Below are 20,675 nucleotides of genomic sequence, written 5' to 3'. Positions count from 1 at the left end.
AGCGCCGATGCTTGGGCGAGGTAACGGCGACCGTCGTGGATTCTTGATGCGCATTCGCGGACGTTTTATTGAACGTACTCACACACATGATCGGCGCGTGGAGAACGGCCAAAAAAACGGTCCGAACGTATCCGAATCGGTGAAATTCCAGTGAAGAACTTCGCTCGCGCGCAGCAGCGCGGCACGCGCCGTGCGGATCGTCGCGCCGCGCACCGGCATGGTGGTCGCGAGCAACCGACTGCGTCATCGAACGCGTTGTGCCGTCGCCGATCGCGGCGAGTCGAAACGGAAGATCGGCAGAACGATATGGCCTGGCGCGCTCCGGCATGCGCCGCCGGGCGTGGCCCACGGGACGGCGCGCGCCGCATCGCGCAGATGGCATCGGGCATCGGACCTGGCGCCTTGCGCAGTCGACGCCGCCCTCCGCCCTCCGCGGCATCCTGGCGCACGGCGCGACGCCGCGCCGGCACGCGCTGCGTGGATCGCGCGCGTGCAGACGCGTCGCCCGACCGGCGCTGCGAGCAGCCTCGCCACAGCCGAACGCATGCGACGCGATCGCGCCCACTTGCCGGAAGGGCCCGCCACGGCGCCTGGTCCCTGCCGCGGCGCTCCCGCGATCGGCCTGGAGGAGGCCATCCGTCTCGGCCAATGGTTCCCTATTTAATTTTGTAAAGACTGCGTGATGGCGGCCGCTATAGAGGGAGAGCGCCCAGGTCTCGAATGCGACGAAGGCTGCCGCCGGCAAACGGAAGGCCGACCCGGACAGGGCAGGCATGCCCAGCATGGGCGCTCGATTGCCGCTGGTACGCACGCTGACGTTGCACGCTTTCGAGGTTCTGCTTCATGCGCGGCAGACGCCGCCAGGTCGGTCCGGCCAGCGGGTTTCACTCACTTGGCCGGCTTTTTCGCCCCGCACCCCTCCTTCCCTGAGGCCGTACATGCTCTCCACCATCAAAAACAAGTTCCTGCTGGCATTGGTGGGAACCTTGATCCCCTGCATCCTGCTGTGTCTGTTCCTGCTGAACAGCCTGCACACCTCCAAGGAAAGCGTGGGCACCCTCTACCAGCGGGACTTCGTCGGCTCCGCACTGGCCAGCGATGTCGACGGCCATCTGACCCGGGTCGACATCAACATCCTGCGCATGATCGCCATCGGCACGCCCGAGCTGATCGCGCAGTGGAAGCACGAGAACGACGAACACTTCAGCCAGGTCGAAGCCAGCATCGCAGACCTCACCCGCTTGCTGACGAGCGAGCAGGAGCACAAGGCGCAACTGCAGAAAATCAAGGCCAGCTATGGCCGGATGCGCTTGGGCATGCAGCGCCAGGTCGCGTTGATCGAAGCCGGCGACATCGCCGGCGGCGCCGAAGTGAACCGGACCCAGGTCAAGGACAACGCCAACGCCACGTTTGCCGGGCTTGCCGCGTTGCGGTCCGACCTGAGCGCCTCCGCCAAGACCCGCTATCAACAGCAGCAGGCGGCGGATGCACGGGCCATGACGCTGTCCGCGGTCGCACTGGTGCTGACGGTGCTAGCCGGCATCGCCATTGCGCTGTTGCTGGGCAACGCCATCTCCCGCTCGATTCGACAGGCAGTCACGGCGGTACAGCAGCTGTCGCGCGGAGTGCTCGACGTCGAGGTCAAGGTGACCGGCAAAGACGAGACCGTGCAGTTGGCCAGCGCCGTGTATCTGATCCGCGACCGCCTGCAGGGCGTCATCGCCGCGCAGTTGGACATGGGCCGCCGCCACGACGCGGGCGAGATCGGCTACCGCATGGACGAAAGCGCGTTCCCCGGCGAGTACGCGCGCATGGTGCGCGGCGTCAACGCACTGGCAGGCTCGCATATCGCGGTGACGATGCGCCTGGCGCAGATCATGGGCCGTTACGCGGTCGGCGATCTTTCCGAAGACATGGAGCGGCTGCCGGGCGAGAAGGCCGTGCTCACCGAGACGATGGAGACGGTCAAGCACAACCTGATCGCGATGAATCGCGAGATCGGCCAGTTGGCCGCGGCCGCGGCGGCCGGCGACTTCAGCGTGCGCGGCGACGCGCAGCGCTTCCAGTACGACTTCCGCGCCATGGTCGAAAGCCTCAACACCTTGATGTCCACCGCAGACGGCAACCTGCAGGCGCTGTCCACCCTGCTGCAGGCCATCGCCGCCGGCGACCTGACCGTGCGCATGCAGGGCGACTTCCACGGCGTGTTCGCGCGGATGCGCGACGACGCCAACGCCACCACCGAGCAGTTGGCCGATATCGTCGGCCGCATCCAGCTGGCCGCCGGCAACATCAATACCGCCTCCAGCGAGATCGCCAACGGCAATGACGACCTGTCGCGGCGCACCGAACAGCAGGCCGCGAGCCTGGAGGAAACCGCCGCCTCGATGGAGGAACTGACCTCCACCGTGAAGCAGAACGCCGAACATGCGCGCCAGGCCAACCAGCTCGCGGTCGGCGCCGCCGCGGTCGCCTCGCAGGGCGGCGACGTCGTGAGCCAGGTGGTGACCACGATGAGCGGCATCGAGACCTCCTCGAAGAAGATCGCCGACATCATCAGCGTCATCGACGGCATCGCCTTCCAGACCAATATCCTGGCCTTGAACGCTGCGGTGGAAGCGGCGCGCGCCGGCGAGCAGGGCCGCGGCTTCGCCGTCGTCGCCTCGGAAGTGCGCACCCTGGCGCAGCGCTCGGCCAGCGCGGCCAAGGAGATCAAGGGCCTGATCGACGAGTCGGTCACCCAGGTCAGCAAGGGCTCGAGCCTGGTCGGCCAGGCCGGTCAGACCATGCAGGAAATCGTGTCCTCGGTGCAGCGCGTCACCGACATCATGGGCGAGATCTCCGCCGCGTCGCAGGAACAGTCCGCCGGTATCGAGCAGGTCAACCAGACCGTGACCCAGATGGACGAAGCCACCCAGCAGAACGCGGCGCTGGTCGAAGAAGCCACTGCGGCGGCGCGCTCGATGGAGCAGCAGGCCGCACAGCTGACCGACGCGGTGTCGGCATTCAAGGTCCGCGCGGACCTGGCACAACCGCTTCGTCCCACCGCGCCCACAAAGCTGACGTCGGTCGGTTCCGGCACGGTCGGCGCGCTGGCGGCACGCCGCTCAAATCCCGGCCCACACGCGATCGCGTGACATCGGGCGAGCCCGCGGATTCGCGGCATCGCCACGGCAACAGCCGATCCCGGCAACTCGCGGGGATCGGCTGGGCCGATCGGCGCCCGCCGGCGCACCTACTCGGCCAGGTTGGTGCCCGCGCCGGCGGTGGCGATGACCTTGGCCTTGACCTGCGCCGCCGGGATCGCGGTGTACACGTAGCCCAGCGGCTGCGGGAACGTCTTCGACGAGATCCAGGTGGTGGCGTTGGCGTAGGGCTTGCTCGTGCTGTCCGGCACGCTCCAGGTGATGCCGCTGCCGACGTAGTTGTTGACCAGGTCCCAGTAGCCGATTTCGCTGCTGTCGCGCGAGGTGACCGGGTTCTTTACGTTCTCGAAGTAGTTGGCCTCGATCAGCGCGATCCCGCCCATGCGCACGTTGATGCCGGAGGTGAGCACGTTGTTGAAGTAGTTGTTGTAGATGTGGCTCAGGCCGCGGCGTTGCAGCGGCAGCCGCGATTCCACGTTCTCGAAGCGGTTGTGGTGGTAGGTGGTGCGCGCGGCGGCGTTCTTGGTGTCGTTGTCGCTGTAGCCGTTGAGCGCGACCTTCTGGTAGTCGTGCACGTAGTTGTAGGACACGGTGACGTGGTGGGCGCCCTTCTTCATGTCGATGCCGCCGTCGAAGGAGGCATCGCCGGCGCCGGAACACTTGGTCAGCGACGCGAACAGGGTGTTGTGGTCGATCCAGATGTTGGACGGCTCGCCGGTGGAGTTGCCTTCCAGCGAGATCGAGTCGGCGTCCTCGCCGCCGGGCAGCAGGCCGATGGTCATGTTGCGGATGATGATGTTGTGCGCATTGCCCACCACCCACAGGCCGAAGTTCGCCGACGAGCCGTTGGCGCCCTTGATGGTGATGTTGCTCTTGTTCTTGATCTGCACGGTCTTGGCCGGCAGCTGCCACTGCGTGCAGACATTGCCGATGCTGGCGAAGTTGAACTGGCCGGTGTAGTTCAACACCAGGCCGCCGCTGCCGGAATAGCCGTCGATCGCGGCCTGCATCGCCTCCATCGTGGCGACGTTGATCGGGGTCGCGTTGCCGCCGCCGGTGGTGGCGGCGCCATAGCCGACCGGGCCGGCGATGGCCGGCGGCGCGCAGAGAAGCAGGACCAGCGCGAGCGTGCGCGTGAGCGGTTGGGTGTTCATCGGACTCTCCCATCTTGCAGCGATGAGTGCGTGGCGCCTGGCGCGGATGCGACGGGCGATGGCACGGGGCGTGGGGGCCGGGCGCAGTCTTCGCCCGGCCCCGCGCACGTGCAATCGCGCGAATCGCGAAGCTAGATCGGCACCTACGATCGGCGCGCGGGACACGCGAAGCGGACACGAACGGACAGAGGGGGACAGACAACGACAGCCGCAGACAGGCGCCCGCAACGCGATCGCGCGCGACGCCGCAGGCATGCCGGACGCCACGAAGAACCGCGACGCAGCGCCATCGGCACGCCGCGCGGCGCCACCTGCCGAGCGCGCGCGCTTGGCGATGGAGACAATCGCGCGTCATTGCCGCGCCTGCGCTGCGTGCAGCCGATGTTGCGCGTGCAGCATGGATGGGCGCAGGCGACGTCGGCCGGCCGTCGTCGCCGACTGGCGCCGGGACGATCGCGACGCTACGGATCGGCGGGCGCGGGCGTGACCTTGCCGCGCTCGCGCGCCGCCCACGCCGCGCGCTTCTGCGCGGATCCGAGCAGCGTGGTGGCGCGGCTGTTGTGCGGCCGCGCGGTGTAGAGGATCCACTTGGGCAATCCGGGCAGGCGCGCATCGGCGTACACCGCGCGCCCGTGTTCGAAACGCAACAGGCGGTAGACCCAGAACAGATGCGGCTTGCGGTCGCCGGTCAGCGCCGGGTCGGCCCAGACCGGCACCAGTTGCAGCAGTCCGCAGCCGGCGCGCTGCGGCAGCAGGCGGTAGTCGTCGGCGCTGGGTTCGTGGGTCTCCACCTCGATCGGCCGATAGCGGTCGCCATCGGACAGCATCACCCGGCGCCAGGCGTCGCCGCCGGCCAGGCCGACCCCGCCGCTGCCGAGGGTGACGACGAAATCCGGCCGCCGGTCGTGGTTGAGATCCAGCGTTTCCACGCCGTGGAATCCCAACCGCGCGCCGTTCGCTGCGACCGGCTCAGCCAGGGCACGCCCGTGCGCATCGAACAGCCGCAGCGTCGGCGTGTCGCTGAAATCGAGCTCCAGGCGGATCCCGGCATGGCGATAGGTCGCGATGCCGTCCCAGCTCACCGTGCCGCCATCGGCCGGCTGCAGCGCCTGGACCTTGCATGCCGCGCCCGGCGGCGCGCCGGCCCAGGGCGGGTACTGCGGATGCCAGGCGCTGGCCAGCGGTGCGGCCGCCAGCAGGCACAGCGCCGCGGCGATGCGCTGCGCGCGCGTACGCCAACGCAGCGACACGCCGGTGCGCGACGGCGTGGCTGCGTGCGAGCGCGGCGTGCGCAGCGCGAACGCGGCAGTCGCCGCCGCTGGCACGACACTGCTGGACGGGACGGTCGCGGCGGCGATGCCGGCAATGGCTGGCAAGCTCCTTCTCCCTGGATGCAGGCGCACGCGGACGCGTGCGGCGCGGCACTATCGCCGCGCTGGCACGGCGACGCAAGCGGCATGCGGCCGCCACGCGCCGCCGATCCCGCGCGGCTCAGCTCACCGCATCGAACTGGTTGTCGCCGCGATCGGCGTCGGGCAGTTTGTGCTCGGGGTCCAGGGTCACGTGCAGCACCTTGCGCGTGCTCGGCACGCGGATCTGCGGCTGGGTCTGCTGGATCCAGGTCTCCACCGGCACGCGCTGGTCGAGGTGGCTGCCGTCGGCGAAGTCGATGCGCAAGGTCGCCGGCATCACCAGCTTCTGCCTGCTCTGCAGGGTCACCAGCAGGCCCTTGGCCGGGTCGTGCTCGACATAGCTGGCCGCGCGCACGCCCATGTCCAGCTGCCAGTTGTTGAGGTACCAGCCGCGCCACCACCACGACAGGTCTTCGCCGGACTCGCTTTCCATCAGCCGGAAGAAATCCGACGGGGTCGGGTGCCTGTACGCCCAGGTGGCGATGTACTTGCGGAACGCCGGATCGAAGCGCGCCGGGCCGAGGATCTGTTCGCGCAGCAGCACCAGGCCCAGCGCACCCTTGAAGTAGGTCAGCGGATGCCGGTAGGTCTCGCTGGTGGCGTCGGCGCGGTCGAGCAGGTTCGGCGCCTGCGCATCGGCCAGCAGCGGCAGGATCTCGTCGACCGGGTTGCCGCCTTTCGGCGCGTACTCGCTGTCGCGCTTGGGCGCGAATTCGCCGTGGTTGACCGCATCGGAGGCGTAGACGTCGATGAAGGTGTTGAAGCCCTCGTCCATGAACGCGTAGCGGCGCTCGTTGGAGCCGACGATCATCGGGAACCAGCCGTGGCCCAGTTCGTGCGCGGTGATCCAGAACAGGTCCTTGCCGCCGTCGTGCATGTCGTCGAACACGATGCCGGGATACTCCATGCCGGCGCCGTGGCCGCCCAGGTTCACCGCCGCCGGCCACGGGTACGGGTACCACTGCGAGAAATGCTCGATCGACGCCTTGACGAACTCGGTGGAGCGGTCCCACTTGTCGGCGCCGACGCCTTCGCGCGGATACACCGACATCGCCAGCGCATGCTTGCCCTCGGGCAGGTTGATGCGCGCGGCGTCCCAGACGAAGGCCGGCGAGGCGGCGAAGGCCACGTCGCGGCTATGCGCCATGTGGAAGCGCCAGGTCTGGGTGCCGCTGGCGGTCGGCCGGCTGGCCGCATCGCCGATTTCGGCGGCGCTGCGGATCGCCACGGTGCGGTCGCTGGCCGCGGCCTGGGCCAGGCGCTGGCGTTGCGTGGCGGTGAGCACCTGCGCCGGGTTGACCAGTTCGCCGGACCCGGCGACCAGGTAGTTCCACGGCACCGTCACCGCGTAGTCGAAGTCGCCGTATTCCAGGTAGAACTCCGCGCCCAGGTAGGGCTGCGTGTCCCAGCCGCGCTGGTCGTCGTACACCGCCATGCGCGGATACCACTGCGCGATCTCGTAGATGTCGCCGTCGCCGGTCGGGGTGATCGCGGTGCGCCCGCCCCAGGTGCCGGGCACCGTGTAGGCGTAGTCGATATGCAGCTTCAGCGCCTTGCCGCCGCCGGCCAGCGGCTGCGGCAGGTCCACGCGCATGCGCGTGTCGTCGACCAGGAAAGTCACTGGCACGCGCTTGCCGCCCTGCTCCACTTCCACCTTGGCGATGCGGTAGCCGTCGCTGGACGGCGACGGCGGGCGCTCCGCCCGCGCCGGGCGCACGCCGCGGGCACGCGCATCGGCGCGGTAGATGTTCTGGTCCAGTTGCAGCCACAGCACGTCCAGCGTGTCCGGGCTGCGGTTGCTGTAGGTGATGGTCTCCTGGCCGCTGAGCGTGTGCGTGGCCGGATCGATGCTGGCGTGCAGGTCGTAGTCGGCGCGGTTCTGCCAGTACAGCGGGCCGGGCACGCCGCCGCCGCTGCGATAGGCGGTGGCCGGCTGCGGCAGCTGCAGGGGCGCGAACAGGGCCAGCGGATCGTAGCCGCTGGCGGGGGCGGCGGCGGCCGGCGCGGCGGCAGCGGCCTGGGCGACGCCGACGAGGGAAACGCAAGCCGCGGCGAAACCGGCGCGGCGCAAGGGATGGATCATGTGGGGCGTCCGTGGGGAGGATCGCCCCCGATGGTAGGCCGAAACGGCGTGGCGCGGATGTGCCGGTCGGCCATCCGCAGCGCCGAAGTTTCGTGTGGGAGCGACTTCAGTCGCGACGGGCCTTATCAAGAAAGCCCGTCGCGACTGAAGCCGCTCCCACAAGCTCCAGCGCGGTCACCCGCTCGCGCTCACCCCAACAGGGTCTCCAGCACCGCCATGCGCACCGCCACGCCGTTGGCGACCTGGCGCAGGATGCACGACTGCGCGCCGTCGGCGACCTCGTCGGTGATCTCCACGCCGCGGTTGATCGGGCCCGGGTGCAGCACCACCGCGCCCGGCGCGGCGCGGCGCAGGCGTTCGGCGGTGAGGCCGTACTGCGCGTGGTAGCCCTCCAGCGAGGACACCAGGCCTTCCTCCATGCGCTCGCGCTGCAGGCGCAGCATCATCACCGCGTCCACGCCGTCGAGCATGGCGTCGAAGTCGTCGCCGACCACGCAGCCGTCCAGGGTGCCGTCGTCGGGCAACAGCGCCTGCGGCCCGCACACGCGCACTTCGCCGGCGCCGAGCGTGCGCAGCGCGTGCAGGTCCGAGCGCGCCACGCGCGAGTGCTTGACGTCGCCGACGATGACCAGCTTGAGCCTGGAGAAGTCGCCGCCCTTGGCGTGGCGCAGGGTCAGCATGTCGAGCAGGCCCTGGGTGGGATGCGCGCTGCGGCCGTCGCCGGCGTTGATCAGCGCGGTGCCCTCGCCGGCCGCTTCGGCCAGGCGCTCGACCGCGCCGTCCTCGGGATGGCGCACGACGAAGCCGCGCACGCCCATCGCTTCCAGGTTCTTCAGCGTGTCGCGCGCGGTCTCGCCCTTGCGCGTGGACGAGGTCGAGGCGTCGAAGTTCAGCACGTCCGCGCCGAGCCGCTGCGCGGCCAGCTGGAACGAGCTGCGGGTGCGCGTGGACGGCTCGAAGAACAGCGTGCACACCGCGGTGCCGGCCAGCACGTTGCGCTTGCCGACCCGGCCCACCGCCGCGTCGCGGATCTGCCCGGCGCGGTCCAGCAGTTGCAGCAAGGTCGCGCGCGGCAGGCCTTCCAGGGTCAGCAGGTGGCGCAGGCGCCCGTTCGAATCGAGTTGCGAGTCAGTCATGGCGGGTCCGGGAAGGGAATCAGGAAATGGGGGTGGCGTCGTCGGGCGCGGCCAGCCAGCGCTCGATGATCACCGCGGCGGCGACCGCGTCCAGCGCGGCGGCGTCGCGGCGGCGCTTGCGCCCGGCGGCGCGGTCCACGGCGAAACGCTTGGCCGCCTCGACCGAACTGGAACGCTCGTCGACCAGCACCACCGGCAACCGGTAGCGTGCGCCGAGTTCGCGGGCGAAGGCATGCGCGCGCTTGCGGTTGGGTTGGTCGGCGCCGTCGAGGGTCAGCGGATCGCCGACCACCAGGCCGTGCGGGCGCCACTCGGCATGCAGCCGGTCCAGCGCCGGCCAGTCCGGCCCCTGCGCATGCACGTCGACCACCGCCAGCGCGCGCGCGCCGCTGCCGAAGCTGCTGCCCACGGCCACGCCGATGCGGCGGTTGCCGACGTCGAAGCCGAGCACGGTGCCGTCGCGGCGGATCGTGCCGGCAGTGGCGGTGTCCGCAGCGGGTGCGCCGGGCTCAGGCATGCCCGCTGTAGTCGGTGAGGCGGAACAGGTCCACGCCGATGCGGCCGGCCGCGGTCTGCCAGCGCCGTTCCAGCGGCAGCTCGAACAGCAGTTCGGCATCGGCCGGCGCGGTCAGCCAGCTGTTCTCGCCCAGCTCGTATTCGAGCTGGCCGGCGCCCCAGCCGGCGCAGCCCAGCGCGACCACCGCGTTGCGCGGGCCGTCGCCGCGCGCCATCGCTTCGAGCACGTCGCGCGAGGTGGTCAGGAACAGGCCATCGCCGAACGCCAGGCTCGAATCCCAGGCGCGCTCGCCGTCGTGGATCACGAAGCCGCGCTCCGGGTGCACCGGGCCGCCGCTGAGCACCACCTGCTCGCGCAGCGTGGCGTCAATGGTGTCGATGCCCATCTGCTCGAGCACTTCGCCGAGCGTGTATTCGGAGGCGCGGTTGACCAGCACGCCCATCGCGCCGTTCTCGTCGTGCTGGCAGATCAGGGCCACGCCGCGCGCGAAGTTGGGATCGGACAGCGCCGGCAGCGCGATCAGCAGTTGGTTGGCCAGGGGGGTAGGCAAAGCGGACATGGCCCCATTCTATCGTCCCTCCCGCGCCGGCGCTGCGCCCGGCCGGACCGGGCTGCCATAATCGGCCCGATCGCGCGCTGCCGCGCCGCCAAGGATGCTGTCCCGCATGGAAACCGCCCCCGACCTGCCGCGCCGCACCCGCGCCTTCATCGTCCTGGTGGCGCTGCTGCAGGGCGCGCTGATGTACCTGGCCCAGCGTGGCGCCGAGACCGGCCTGTGGCCGTTCGCGGCGCTGGGCGGCCGGGTGTGCTGGTACACCCTGGTGCTGACCGTGCCGACGCTGACCCTGCTGTCGGTGCGGCGCCTGAACGATCTGCGCCTGTGGCAGCACGTGATCGCGCTGGCGATGCTGGTGGCGGCGCTGTCGGCCTGGGCGGCGTGGAGCGCCACCGGCGCGCCCGGGTTGCGCAGCGCGGAGGTGCTGGCCCCGTTCGGCATGGCCGTCGCGCTGGGCATGTTCGTGCTGCTGCCGTGGCTGCAGTGCCGGCTGCAGCACGGGCAGTGGCAGGCGCCGTATCGCGAGCTGTTCGAGCATGCCTGGCAGAACGCGCTGACCCTGGCGCTGGCCGGGCTGTTCGTCGGCATCTGCTGGCTGGTGCTGTGGCTGTGGGGCGCGCTGTTCGCGCTGGTGAAGCTGGATTTCTTCCGCGAGCTGTTCCGCCAGACCGCCTTCGCCTACCTCGCCACCGGCACCATGTTCGGCCTGGGCCTGCTGATCGGCCGCACCCAGCAGCGCGCGGTGCAGGTGATGCGGCAGATCCTGTTCGCGATCTGCACCGGGCTGCTGCCGCTGCTGGCGTTCGTGGCGGTGCTGTTCGCGCTGAGCCTGCCGTTCACCGGGCTGCAGCCGCTGTGGGAGACCCGCGCCGCGGCCAAGATCCTGATCGTGCTGGTGGCGACGCTGGTGGTGTTCGTCAATGCCGTGTACCAGGACGGCGCCGCCACCGCGCCCTATCCGCAATGGCTGCGGCGGCTGATCGACGCCGGCCTGCTGAGCCTGCCGCTGTACGCGCTGCTGGCGCTGTACGCGCTGTGGCTGCGCATCGGCCAGTACGGCTGGAGCGCGGAGCGCTTCAACGGCGTGCTGGTGGCGGTAGTCGCCTGCGGCTACGCGTTCGGCTACGCGTGGGCGGTGCTGCGCCCGGACGGGCGCTGGCTGCGGCCGCTGGCGCCGGTCAACCGCGCCATGTCCTGGGTGGTGATCGCGCTGGCGCTGGCGACCTGTTCGCCGCTGCTGGACCCGTACCGCATCGTCGTCGGCAACCAGTTGCAGCGCCTGGCCGACAGCCGCAGCACGGCCGAGCAGATGGACCTGTACTACCTGCGCTTCGACAGCGGCCGCCGCGGTTACCGGGCCGTGCAATCGCTGCGCGAGACGCCGGCCTTCGCCGGCGACGCGGCGCAACTGGAACGGCTGCAGCGCGTCCTGCAACGCACGCAGCGCTGGGGCGGCGGCGAGGACGACGGCGAGAAGCGCGACCAGGAGCGCATCGCCGACGCGGCCGGGTTGCGCCAGCACATCCCGCTCGCCGCCGGCAGCGCCGATCCCGGCGACGGCTGGTGGCAGGCGCTGCTGGCCGGCACCCTGCACGATGGCGGCTGCCGCCAGCGCGACGGCCACTGCGTGCTGCTGCTGCGCGACCTGGACAGCGACGGCAGCGACGAGGCGCTGCTGTGCAACGACGCCGACAATTACGGCATGGAGTGCCGCATCCATGCGCGCCGCCAGGACCGCTGGCAGGATGCGGCGCGGGTGCACTTCTCGCCCAGCGCCCCCGATCGCGCCGATGCGCCGTTCGACGCGCTGCGCGCCGGCAAGCTGGAACTGGCGCCGCGACGCTGGCCGGACCTGCGCTTGCCGGATGCGCAGCGTGCCGAGATCTCCCCCGAAGACCACGACCAGGACGACTGACGGAGTCCACCCCGCATGAGCAGCTATTGCGACATCGCCCCCGGCCACGCCTTGCACGGCCCCTACCACGACGAGGAATACGGCTTCCCGCAGCGCGCCGAATCCGACCTGTTCGAACGGCTGGTACTGGAGATCAACCAGGCCGGGCTGAGCTGGGAACTGATGCTGAAGAAGCGCGCCGGCTTCCGCGCCGCCTACGCCGGGTTCGACGTGGACACGGTCGCCGCCTACGGCGAGGCCGACGTGCTGCGCCTGCTCGCCGATCCGGGCATCGTCCGCAACCGGCTCAAGGTGCAGGCGGCGATCCACAACGCGCAGGTGATCCAGGGCCTGCGCGCATCGCACGGCGGCTTCGCCGCCTGGCTGGACGCGCACCATCCGCGCGACAAGGCCGAGTGGATCAAGCTGTTCAAGCGCACCTTCCGTTTCACCGGCGGCGAGATCACCGGCGAGTTCCTGATGAGCCTGGGCTACCTGCGCGGCGCGCACCGCGAAGACTGCCCGGCATTCGCGCGCATCGCGCGGCGCGACCCGGCGTGGATGCGCGGCACGTGAGCTGCCCGCCCGCAGCACGGCGGCGACGTGGCGCTCCTGCGCCGATGCGCACGCCGAACCCGGGCCGGTCCCCTGTGGCGCCATTCCGGCGCGGATGACGCGGTGCCGCCGCCGGTCGACAAGCGAGCGAAAAAGCGCCCCATCTCAACGCTCCTGCCGCGCATGCAGTCCCGTCACCGCGACAGGCGCGCCTGCCAGAACGGCGACTGCGGCCAGCGCCGCTCGCGCCCATACAGCGAGCGGCGCACGCGCAGGTGCTCGGTGAAGCGCGCGAACACGCGATCCTGGTAGCTCGCCAATGCCGCCGGCCCCGCGCCGTGCAGGTGCTGCGCCAGCGCCTGCCCCGCGGCCTCGCCGTCCTGCAGGGCCTTGACGATGCCCTGCGCGGCGAGCGGATCGTAGGCGCTGGCCGCGTCGCCCACCGCCAGCCAGCCCTCGCCGACCACGCGGCTCAGGATCGCCGCCGGCGCCAACGCCGCCAGCAGGCCGCCGCTCTCCGGCAGCACGGCAGCGCCCTGCTGCAGCCAGCGCGCGACATGCCGGGTGGCGCCGGCCGCGGCCGACCACAGCGCGGCATCGCGGTAGTGGCGTTGCCGCGCAGGCTCCACCGCCAACGCCACCACCATGCGCTTGCCCGGCAGCTTGGCCGCGTACCACCAGCCGTCGTGGCAGGCCTCCAGCAAGGCCTGCGACGGGATCGCCTCGGGGCGCTGCAGTGCGACCACGGCCGCGACGAAGCCCAGGCAATCGACCTCGTTGCGGGCCACGCCCAGCCGTCGCACCGCGGCCGCGGCGATGCCGCTGGCATCGACCAGGAATCCGGCCGCCAGCTGGCGACGGCGGCCGTCCTCGCCGCGCAGTTCCAGCAGATAGCCGCCGTCCGCGCAGCGGCCGATGCCGCACAGGCGCAGGCCGCGCAGCGACGTGCCGCCGCGCGCCGGTACCGCCGCGGCCAGCATCGCGTCGAAGGCGCCGCGGTCCACGTGCCAGCCCTTGCCCTGGCCGGCGACGATGAAATCGTTGTAGCCCAGCTCGGGCTTGCCCCAGCTCGCGCAACTGCCGGCCGAGGGCAAGGGCGCCTGCGCCAGGAACGCGTCCCACACGCCGAGCCGCTGCAGCACCGCCGCGCTGGTCGGCGGCATGGCCTCGCCCAGCCGCCAACCGGGCGCGCGGCCGAGGTCGATGACCACCGCATCCTCGACCCCGTGCGCGGCCAGCGCCAGCGCAGTGGCGCAGCCGGCGGCGCCGCCGCCGACGATCGCCACCGCGTGGCGGTCGCTCGCCGCGCGGCCGCTTGCCAACGTGCGCGCCGCCATGCGCAGGGTCAGTTGCCGGGCGGCGTGTACTTGGGGATGTCCGCCATCGGCCACGGCGCCACGTAGTCGCTGCCGATGTCGAAGAGGCTCTGCACTTCCAGGAAGATATCCGCGGGATAGGCGGACTTGCCGGATTCGGTTGGGATCTGCGCGCCGCTGATGACGAACCCGACCTTGGCCCAGTGATCCACGAAATCGTGGTACTGCTGGAAACGCCCGGCCTGCGCCGGGTAGTCGGTATCGGTGCCGGTACCGCGGACCGAATACACCTGCTGGCCCACGCTCCAGGTCAGGTCCTCCGGATCGAAGGTGCACAGCGAGACCGGATACACCGCGAACGGCCGTTCGGCCGGCCACGACCAGAACAAGGTGTTGTTCACGTCCGGATTGGGATCGGGCAGATGCGTGGCACAGGAGTTGTAGTCGGTATGCCAGGGCACCGACATGAACTTGGAGATGTCGCCCGGCTCCACCGGCTGGGTTTGCAGCGGCACGTAGCCGAAGCTCAGGAACGGCGTGCCGGGCGTCGCCTTGCTGTAGTCCAGCGGCGCCTGGCGCACCCGGAACGGCCCGCAGTCCTGCGCCTGCCAGTCCTGCACGTAGAGGTTGACGTCGCGGATCGGGAACGACACTTCGATGCCCGGGCTGTAGCGGCCGCCCAGGCAGTTCTCCAGCGTGATGCGGTCCAGCGCCTCGCCCGGCCCCAGCGCCGGCCCGGGGCCTTGCGCATAGGTCCTGGCGTGCCATTGGCCGAGCAGGAAATACTGGGTCGGGCTGACGGTCAGGAAGCTCTTAGCCGCGTCGCCGAGCGACAGCGGCATCATCGGCGAGCCGGTCTTGATGTCGGCCGTCGAATCCGGATCGCGGATCAGCGTCTTCAGGTTGGGAATCTTGGCGGTGGGATCGTCGCTGGGGGTGATCGCGCCGATCATGTCGTGGCCGCGGACCGCGCCGGACGGCAGGTTGGTATTCCAGCGCTGCAGCATCGCCGCATGGAAGATCGGCTGGATGTCGTCGCTGAAGGACGGCTGGTAGCTGGCGACGAAGCCGTTGCCGGCGTAGAGCGAGGGCACCAGTCCGAGCTGGCGCACCCACACGTCGTAGACATCGTCCCAGGTCGAGACCACGTTGCGGGTCTGCGGCGCATAGCCCGGATCGCCGGTGACGTACCACGCGCCCTGCACGCTCGCGGTGGTGCCGTCGCCGAAGATCAGCACCGCGTTGACCGGGCCGTCGGCCGCGTCGTCGAACCACAGGCCGTTCTCGGTCGCGTCGTTCAACGGCGGCCACTGTCCGTTCTGCACCACCGCCACCGTCCTGGCGAAACCGCCGGCGACGATCAGCCCGCCGTCCTGCTCCACGTGCAGCTCGCCCAGCGAGTCGATCGGACCGAGCGGTTCGTGCAACTGATGGAAATCGTCGGGAAAGCTCTTCGGATAGTCCACCGTCTGGATGCTGCCGGACGCATCGGCGTAGCTGGCCGCGGTGGGCTTGTCGAAGTCGACGAGCTTGCCGGCCCCGCCGGCGGCGCTGATCGCGCGCGGGCCGGGGTCGATGACCAGCTGGCGCAGGCGGACCGGATCGTTGGGATCGCTGGTGCCTGCGTAGTCGGGATTGCGCAGCAGCAGCGGGCTCTGCGGCGAGGGTGGATACGCCTCGATGCCGATGAAGCCGTCCTTGCTCACCGTCGAATAGTTGTTGAGCTTCTTGTTGGCCAGGTGCACGGTCCAGACGATGTCCTTGACCGTCTTGCCGTCGACCGTGCTGCCCACGTCCACGCGCACGCCGCCGCCGTTGGGATAGACCCCGGAGCTGCCGCTGGGATAGGCATAGATGCGGAACCGCGCGGCCTGGCGCTTGACGTTGCCGTCGGCATCGCGGAAATCCTCCGCGGTGATCGGCGTGTCCTCGGTTCCCGGCTGTACCGGCAAGCCGCCCATCAGGCCGTCGGCGCCGCGCGTGCCGGCCGCGGTCACCGGGGCCAGATAGAACTCCTGGCTGTCGCCGACCCTGCCGATGCCGATGGCCGGATGCACTCGAAAAATGCTGCTGGACATGATCCTCGCTCCTCGTCCGGATGAGATGGCGTGCCGTCAGCGCTTCGGCGCCGACTTGGCCTGCGACGTCGCCTGCGCTTTCAGGTAGTCGTTGATCAGCACGTGGCTCAGGTTGACGTTCAGGCCAGGCAGGGATTTCACCTTGGGGTCCGGCGAAATCACCTGGGTGGTGTTGTGGCAGGCGAAGCAGTTGTCCTGCGTGCTCTGCACCTGGGTGAAGGTCTCGATGGTGGAATTGGACAGGCGGATCGAGCCGGTCAGCAGCGGCGGCGCGCCCTGCGGGGTCGGCGACGGAATGCATTCCAGCGCCGAATTGGGCTGGAACGTGCAATTGGGCTGCAACGCGTTCTCGGCCACGAACCACACCGCACCGACTTCGAAATAGTTCTTCCACACATCGGCCAGCTGGCTCTGCGCCGATGCGTTCATCGACTTGATGTTGTCGATGTTGCAGTCCTTGCCCGACGGGCACGGCTTCTGCCCGCCGTACGGCACCATGCGGCACACCTGGGTGACCGGGCTCAGGGTCTGCGCCTGCGCGTTCAAGGTCAGCGCGCCGGCGCCGGCGGCATTGACGTTGCAACGCTTGAACGGGGTGTCGGCCTGGTAGAAGGTCCAGTCCTGGTCGGAGACGACGTCGTTGGGCTGCATCTGCTCCATCGGGCGCGGCAGGTCCGGGGCGTTGCGCTGGTGCTCGAACGTGGCCCAGATCATCTCCGGATGTCCCTGCACCGTGCCGCCGATATGGAACCCGACCAGCGCCACCGTCTGCGTGGTGGTCTGGCCGGTGGCGACGATCTTGCCCTTGCGCGTGGCCAGCGACACGATCTGCGCCTGGCGGGTGTAGAAGGTCGACACATCCTCGCCCGGCTGCACCACTTTCCAGGCCGCCTTCAGGGTCAGGCTTCCCACCGGAAACGCGGTGTTCGGATCGAAGGCGCGCAGCGCGTCGGGATTCAACAGATCGTTGCTCTGGATGAAATCGCCGAACGTGGCATCGGAGTGGATCGAGTAATAGATCGCGCGGCCGTTGCGGTCCACCATCACCCCATCGGGACCGGCCTGGTCGATCAGGTCCAGCGTACGCGCCTGCTGCGAGCGGCCGATCAAGGGATCCAGCACGCCGGGCGCGGCCTCGATGCCCTCGGGCGTCATGGTCTGGAAGCGCGGCTGCCCCTGCACGTCCTGGGTCAGCCACAGGAAGGCGTTCCACGACCAGACATGGAACGCGCAGTTGCTGTCGGAAACGAAGCCCGCCGAATTCGGCGGCGGCGTGTTCGCGTGCGGGAACCAGCTGGCCGGCGCGACGCACGGCACCGCAGGCGCGGCCGCGTGCGCGGCGGAGGCCGGCGACGGCGGTGCGGGCACGGAGCCGCGGTCGGGACCGGTGGGAGTGTGGGTCACGGCCGAACACGCCATGACCAGGATGCTGACAACGGCCGCGAACCCTATCGCACGCTTCATCGCATTCTCCTTCGGTGCTCGAAAGACAGCTGAAAACGCCATTCCCATGATCGCGCGCGGCCATGCGGCAGCTCACCATGCCGGACCGGCAAGCGCTGGAAATCTGTTGGTTTTCCCCTTCGCAGGCGCGATGACTCCCGTGGATCGCGTCATGTCATTCGCGCGTATTTGCTTCGCCTGCGCAGCCAGCATGCCCCGCCGGCGATCGTGCCGACAAGGCCATTTCGTAGACACGCGGGATATCCCGTAGACAGTTGCACGCCGGGCCGATTCCTTCACGCCGGCCATGCCGATGCGGCTCTCTCGCCTGCGCTGGCCGCGCGATCGCGAGGCATGGAATGCGCATCATGGAATATGCGCAGCGTGCGCACTTGGGCAAAGGCTTTGCGCCGCGCGACAGCGCATGCCGCTTCATGGCGGCATCGAAACGGCCATCGCCGTTGGACACGGACCGATTCCACACGAACGCGCCGCGCGCGACAGGCACGCGGCAACGTGCCGCTCACACGCCCATGTAGCGCCCGGAGCGGTGGTTGAACATCAGCACCAGGCTCAGCACCACCGCACCGATCGCCGAATACAGCACCTGTTGCGGCGCCAGTACGAAGAACGCGATCAGCATCAGCGCCCCGTCGAAACTCATCTGCACCTTGCCCGCGCTCCAGCCGCGGCTGCGCTGCAGGTAGACCGCCAGGATGCCGACGCCGCCGAGGCTGGCGCGGTGGCGGATGAAGAACAGGATCGCCAGTCCGACCAGCGCGCCGCCGACCAGCGCCGAATACAGCGGCGTCATCGCCGAATACTGCGCCCAGCGCGGCAGCAGGTCGGTCAGCACCCCGCAGGCGGCCACCGCCACGAAGGTCTTCAAGGTGAATTCCCAGCCCATGCGCCGCACCGACAGCCAGTAGAACGGCAGGTTCACCAGCACGAACATCAGGCCGAAGTTCCAGCCCAGCGCGTAGTGCAGCAGGAACGCCACCCCGGCCATGCCGCCGATCATCAGCCCGCCCTTGGCGAACACCGCCAGGCCCAGCGAGGCCACCAGCGTCGCCAGCAGCATGCCCTGGACGTCCTCGGCCACGCTGTGCCGCAGCGCCTGCGCATCCTGCACGGTGCCGGCCGAATCCGCCGGCGGGGTCAACGGACCAGCGGTGACGACGGTGCCGTCATCGGGCAAAGGGTCCAGGTCCGGACGCAGATCGGAATCGGGGAGGCTCACGGGAATCGGCACGACGCGGGGGTGCGGTATTAGACACCAAGCGGGGTGGTGGTTGCAGGTGAAACTTCATGCGCGGATCACGACCGCATGCCGGACCGGCGATGCGTCGGAACCCCCGCGACGCCGGCTCAGCGGGGTGCGGGCAAGTTCACCTGGATCGGTTGCTGCAGCAGCACGTTCACCACCAGCATGAAGATCGCCAGCGAAAAGAACGGTGCGACGATCGCCAGCCACACCCACGTCCACGCGGTGAATCGCTCCTGCGGGCGTTCGCGCAAGCCGCGCGCCCGCTTGAAGCGGACCAGGCGCTGGTTGATCGCGAGCAGCGGCGTCCAGGACAGCAGCGCCAGGAACGACAGTCGGGTCGGCCACGCCGCCAGCAGGCTCAATCCGACATAGGCCAGGGCCGGTCCCCACCAGCCCAGTACGCTGCGGCGGTGCGCGCCGATCAAGCGATCCAGGGCGCGGAAGCAGGGGAAGATCCAGATCAGCGAGAACACCGAGCGCCACACCGGCGAGATGCGCCGGCGCCCGGAGATCAGGCGGATCGCCTGCCAGTTGCGATAGAACCAGTACAGCGCATACCAGCCGAACGTGGTCGCGCACAGCAGGGCCAGCTTGATGCCCGACGGCGCGAACAACGACGCCAGCAGATCGGTGGGCGCCGTGTCGGGCGCGGCCTCCGGCAGCGCGGCGTCGGGTGCGGCGTAGGGGTTACGTGAGTGCATGCAGCGCCGCGCCGCTGCGCGACAGCACCTGCCACGCGGCCTGATTCGCCGCGATCCCGAAGTCCCAGGTCGAAATCACCCGCGCCGCGCCGCGCGGCAACGGTGCGACGCCGCTACTGGCCGCGGCTCGTGCGCGCGGCAACGCAGCGGCCAGGCCGGTGGCGAGGGCGCCGAAGGCGGCGGTCTTGAGGAAGTGGCGGCGTTGGTGCATGGGTGGCTCCGGCACGAGGAAATAACAGGCGCAGGGGCGGGACCGTGCGCGGCTAGCTTCGCATCATGCGGCAGAGCAGGATGAGATTGAAGGTAGACCACTTGGTGGGGGCATCATGAACCAAGGACTTTGCCAAAAAGCGCTAAAGTGCAACTTCCCTGATCCGAACTTCCAACGAACACCCAATAATAATCAAACCTCAACCACACAAGATAATTCGACCCTTAAGATTGAGGTCGAAAATTTAACCGAGGCTTAAAATATATCAATGCAGCCACTATTGCCGTCAATAGCCCATCCAGCACAAGCAGCCAGGCGTCATGAATGGGAGTTCCACATACATACATCAATTCGCAATCAGCATTCCAGACAAACAACCAATCAACGGAGGCATAAACAACGGCCCGTATTTTATTTTTAACAAAAAGAATAACGTAAAAAATCCAATAATTAAAATAAATGGAAGCGAAAAAATATACAAAATACCAAAAACAACGGCAGCGGTTAGAAAACTTGACGCCCCCACAGAAGTTATCAAAATTGCGACCACACCTGGCATAAGCGCGGCAACCAAAAGTGCGCTGACCGCCCTACTTATATTCATGACTAGGGACACCCGCAGCCGCCAAAGGCGGCGATTTTCAGGAAGTGGCGACGTCGCGACATAGGGTGGCTCCGGCATTTGGGTGCCCAGAATGACGCTCCGTGCGCTTCGCAGCGCCGATAAAGCAAGCCGAGCAAATAGTCAAATACAAAAGTGCCTACCAAGAATTACAAATTATTAATATCCACCAAATTTTTCATGGTCAATTGTCGCCACGACCATTCCAGCCACGTCAAAAAATAGCACCACTGAAAATAATTATCAAAAATCTCTTGTAGAGTGCAGTTACAGCCCATCTTAATTCACCTATTTCGATGAACAAGGCAGTTCGCCAAAATCGATATCACCTTTTGTGACGCTCAATCGCTCCCTAGCAACGACGACTCCAGCGCAAACTATTTCAATATCTTTCTCAGCAAGTACCGACACAGCGTATATCTCTTTAAATTTCCCAGCCACAGGGAAAGTTTCCACAAGCCTCCCATCAGAATATCTATTAAAAATGCACGCCACTCCATTCTTGGCGCTGCCAGAAACAGTTATCTTTGCATCTCCAACACAACCAGATATTAGCAACAGCAAACTCACCGCAGCCGCCTTAA

17 protein-coding genes and 1 pseudogene are annotated in these 20,675 nt (G+C 68.4%); 3 read left to right on the top strand and 15 right to left on the bottom strand.

Translation table 11 applies throughout. The features are described from left to right. Positions 1-78 precede the first annotated feature (78 nt). Complete coding sequence (locus AB3X10_RS07075) at positions 79-234, bottom strand: hypothetical protein (RefSeq protein WP_369980260.1); 156 nt, start codon at positions 232-234, stop codon at positions 79-81. Between the two features lie 704 nt (positions 235-938). Here AB3X10_RS07075 and AB3X10_RS07070 point away from each other — a divergent pair. Then, positions 939-3,137 (top strand): methyl-accepting chemotaxis protein, encoded by a 2,199-nt coding sequence (locus tag AB3X10_RS07070; protein WP_369980259.1) that lies wholly within the window; start codon positions 939-941, stop codon positions 3,135-3,137. A 98-nt stretch (positions 3,138-3,235) separates the two neighbouring features. On the opposite strand, the gene AB3X10_RS07065 is transcribed toward AB3X10_RS07070, so the two are convergent. The 6 genes from AB3X10_RS07065 to AB3X10_RS07040 all read right to left on the bottom strand — a co-directional run bounded on the left by AB3X10_RS07065 (position 3,236) and on the right by AB3X10_RS07040 (position 10,007). Then, positions 3,236-4,300, bottom strand: coding sequence for a pectate lyase family protein (locus AB3X10_RS07065; RefSeq protein WP_369980257.1), 1,065 nt, complete (start codon positions 4,298-4,300; stop codon positions 3,236-3,238). A 461-nt stretch (positions 4,301-4,761) separates the two neighbouring features. Continuing rightward, complete coding sequence (locus tag AB3X10_RS07060; protein ID WP_369980255.1) at positions 4,762-5,676, bottom strand: hypothetical protein; 915 nt, start codon at positions 5,674-5,676, stop codon at positions 4,762-4,764. Positions 5,677-5,791: 115 nt separating this feature from the next. Beyond that, entirely contained in the window at positions 5,792-7,795 is a 2,004-nt protein-coding gene (locus tag AB3X10_RS07055; RefSeq protein WP_369980253.1) for a M1 family metallopeptidase, read from the bottom strand. 188 nt (positions 7,796-7,983) lie between these two features. Beyond that, a complete protein-coding gene (locus tag AB3X10_RS07050) occupies positions 7,984-8,931 on the bottom strand; it encodes an aspartate carbamoyltransferase catalytic subunit (protein ID WP_369980251.1) in 948 nt (315 codons plus the stop codon). A 19-nt stretch (positions 8,932-8,950) separates the two neighbouring features. Then, positions 8,951-9,448, bottom strand: a complete 498-nt coding sequence (gene ruvX / locus AB3X10_RS07045) for a Holliday junction resolvase RuvX (protein WP_369980249.1) — start codon at positions 9,446-9,448, stop codon at positions 8,951-8,953. After that, on the bottom strand, positions 9,441-10,007 hold the full coding sequence (locus tag AB3X10_RS07040) for a YqgE/AlgH family protein (RefSeq protein WP_369980247.1): 567 nt from the start codon (positions 10,005-10,007) through the stop codon (positions 9,441-9,443). Before AB3X10_RS07040 ends, ruvX begins: the two co-directional genes overlap by 8 nt. Before the next feature lie 106 nt (positions 10,008-10,113). Between AB3X10_RS07040 and AB3X10_RS07035 the strand changes: the two genes are divergently transcribed. Together AB3X10_RS07035 and AB3X10_RS07030 are read left to right on the top strand one after the other, a co-directional pair. Continuing rightward, positions 10,114-11,919, top strand: coding sequence for a DUF4153 domain-containing protein (locus AB3X10_RS07035; protein WP_369980245.1), 1,806 nt, complete (start codon positions 10,114-10,116; stop codon positions 11,917-11,919). 15 nt (positions 11,920-11,934) lie between these two features. Beyond that, on the top strand, positions 11,935-12,474 hold the full coding sequence (locus AB3X10_RS07030; RefSeq protein WP_369980243.1) for a DNA-3-methyladenine glycosylase I: 540 nt from the start codon (positions 11,935-11,937) through the stop codon (positions 12,472-12,474). 173 nt (positions 12,475-12,647) lie between these two features. Here the strand turns inward: AB3X10_RS07030 and AB3X10_RS07025 are convergent, their stop codons facing one another. The 8 genes and pseudogenes from AB3X10_RS07025 to AB3X10_RS06990 form a co-directional block, all read right to left on the bottom strand. Further along, positions 12,648-13,790 carry an FAD-dependent monooxygenase gene (locus AB3X10_RS07025; protein WP_369980241.1) on the bottom strand — a complete coding sequence of 381 codons (1,143 nt, stop codon included), beginning with the start codon at positions 13,788-13,790 and terminating at the stop codon, positions 12,648-12,650. Positions 13,791-13,798: 8 nt separating this feature from the next. Next, positions 13,799-15,847: a LodA/GoxA family CTQ-dependent oxidase gene (locus AB3X10_RS07020; RefSeq protein WP_369980239.1), complete on the bottom strand. Its 2,049-nt coding sequence runs from the start codon at positions 15,845-15,847 to the stop codon at positions 13,799-13,801. A 36-nt stretch (positions 15,848-15,883) separates the two neighbouring features. Then, complete coding sequence (locus AB3X10_RS07015) at positions 15,884-17,251, bottom strand: hypothetical protein (RefSeq protein ID WP_369980238.1); 1,368 nt, start codon at positions 17,249-17,251, stop codon at positions 15,884-15,886. A 562-nt stretch (positions 17,252-17,813) separates the two neighbouring features. Continuing rightward, positions 17,814-18,488: a YitT family protein gene (locus tag AB3X10_RS07010; protein WP_369981706.1), complete on the bottom strand. Its 675-nt coding sequence runs from the start codon at positions 18,486-18,488 to the stop codon at positions 17,814-17,816. Between the two features lie 170 nt (positions 18,489-18,658). Then, a complete protein-coding gene (locus tag AB3X10_RS07005) occupies positions 18,659-19,258 on the bottom strand; it encodes an MFS transporter permease (RefSeq protein ID WP_369980236.1) in 600 nt (199 codons plus the stop codon). Further along, a pseudogene (locus AB3X10_RS07000) lies at positions 19,251-19,469 on the bottom strand (N(4)-(beta-N-acetylglucosaminyl)-L-asparaginase); the annotation flags it as partial. The pseudogene AB3X10_RS07000 and the gene AB3X10_RS07005, both read right to left, overlap by 8 nt. 346 nt (positions 19,470-19,815) lie before the next feature. Next, positions 19,816-20,151 (bottom strand): hypothetical protein, encoded by a 336-nt coding sequence (locus AB3X10_RS06995; RefSeq protein WP_369980234.1) that lies wholly within the window; start codon positions 20,149-20,151, stop codon positions 19,816-19,818. A gap of 228 nt (positions 20,152-20,379) precedes the next feature. Beyond that, the gene (locus AB3X10_RS06990) at positions 20,380-20,661 is read right to left on the bottom strand and encodes a hypothetical protein (RefSeq protein WP_369980232.1); all 282 of its coding nucleotides are present in this window, start codon (positions 20,659-20,661) and stop codon (positions 20,380-20,382) included. Positions 20,662-20,675 lie beyond the last annotated feature (14 nt).

This window comes from Xanthomonas sp. DAR 80977 (genome assembly GCF_041240605.1).
GTDB lineage: Bacteria > Pseudomonadota > Gammaproteobacteria > Xanthomonadales > Xanthomonadaceae > Xanthomonas_A > Xanthomonas_A bundabergensis.
This window is presented reverse-complemented; position numbering and strand designations above follow the sequence as displayed.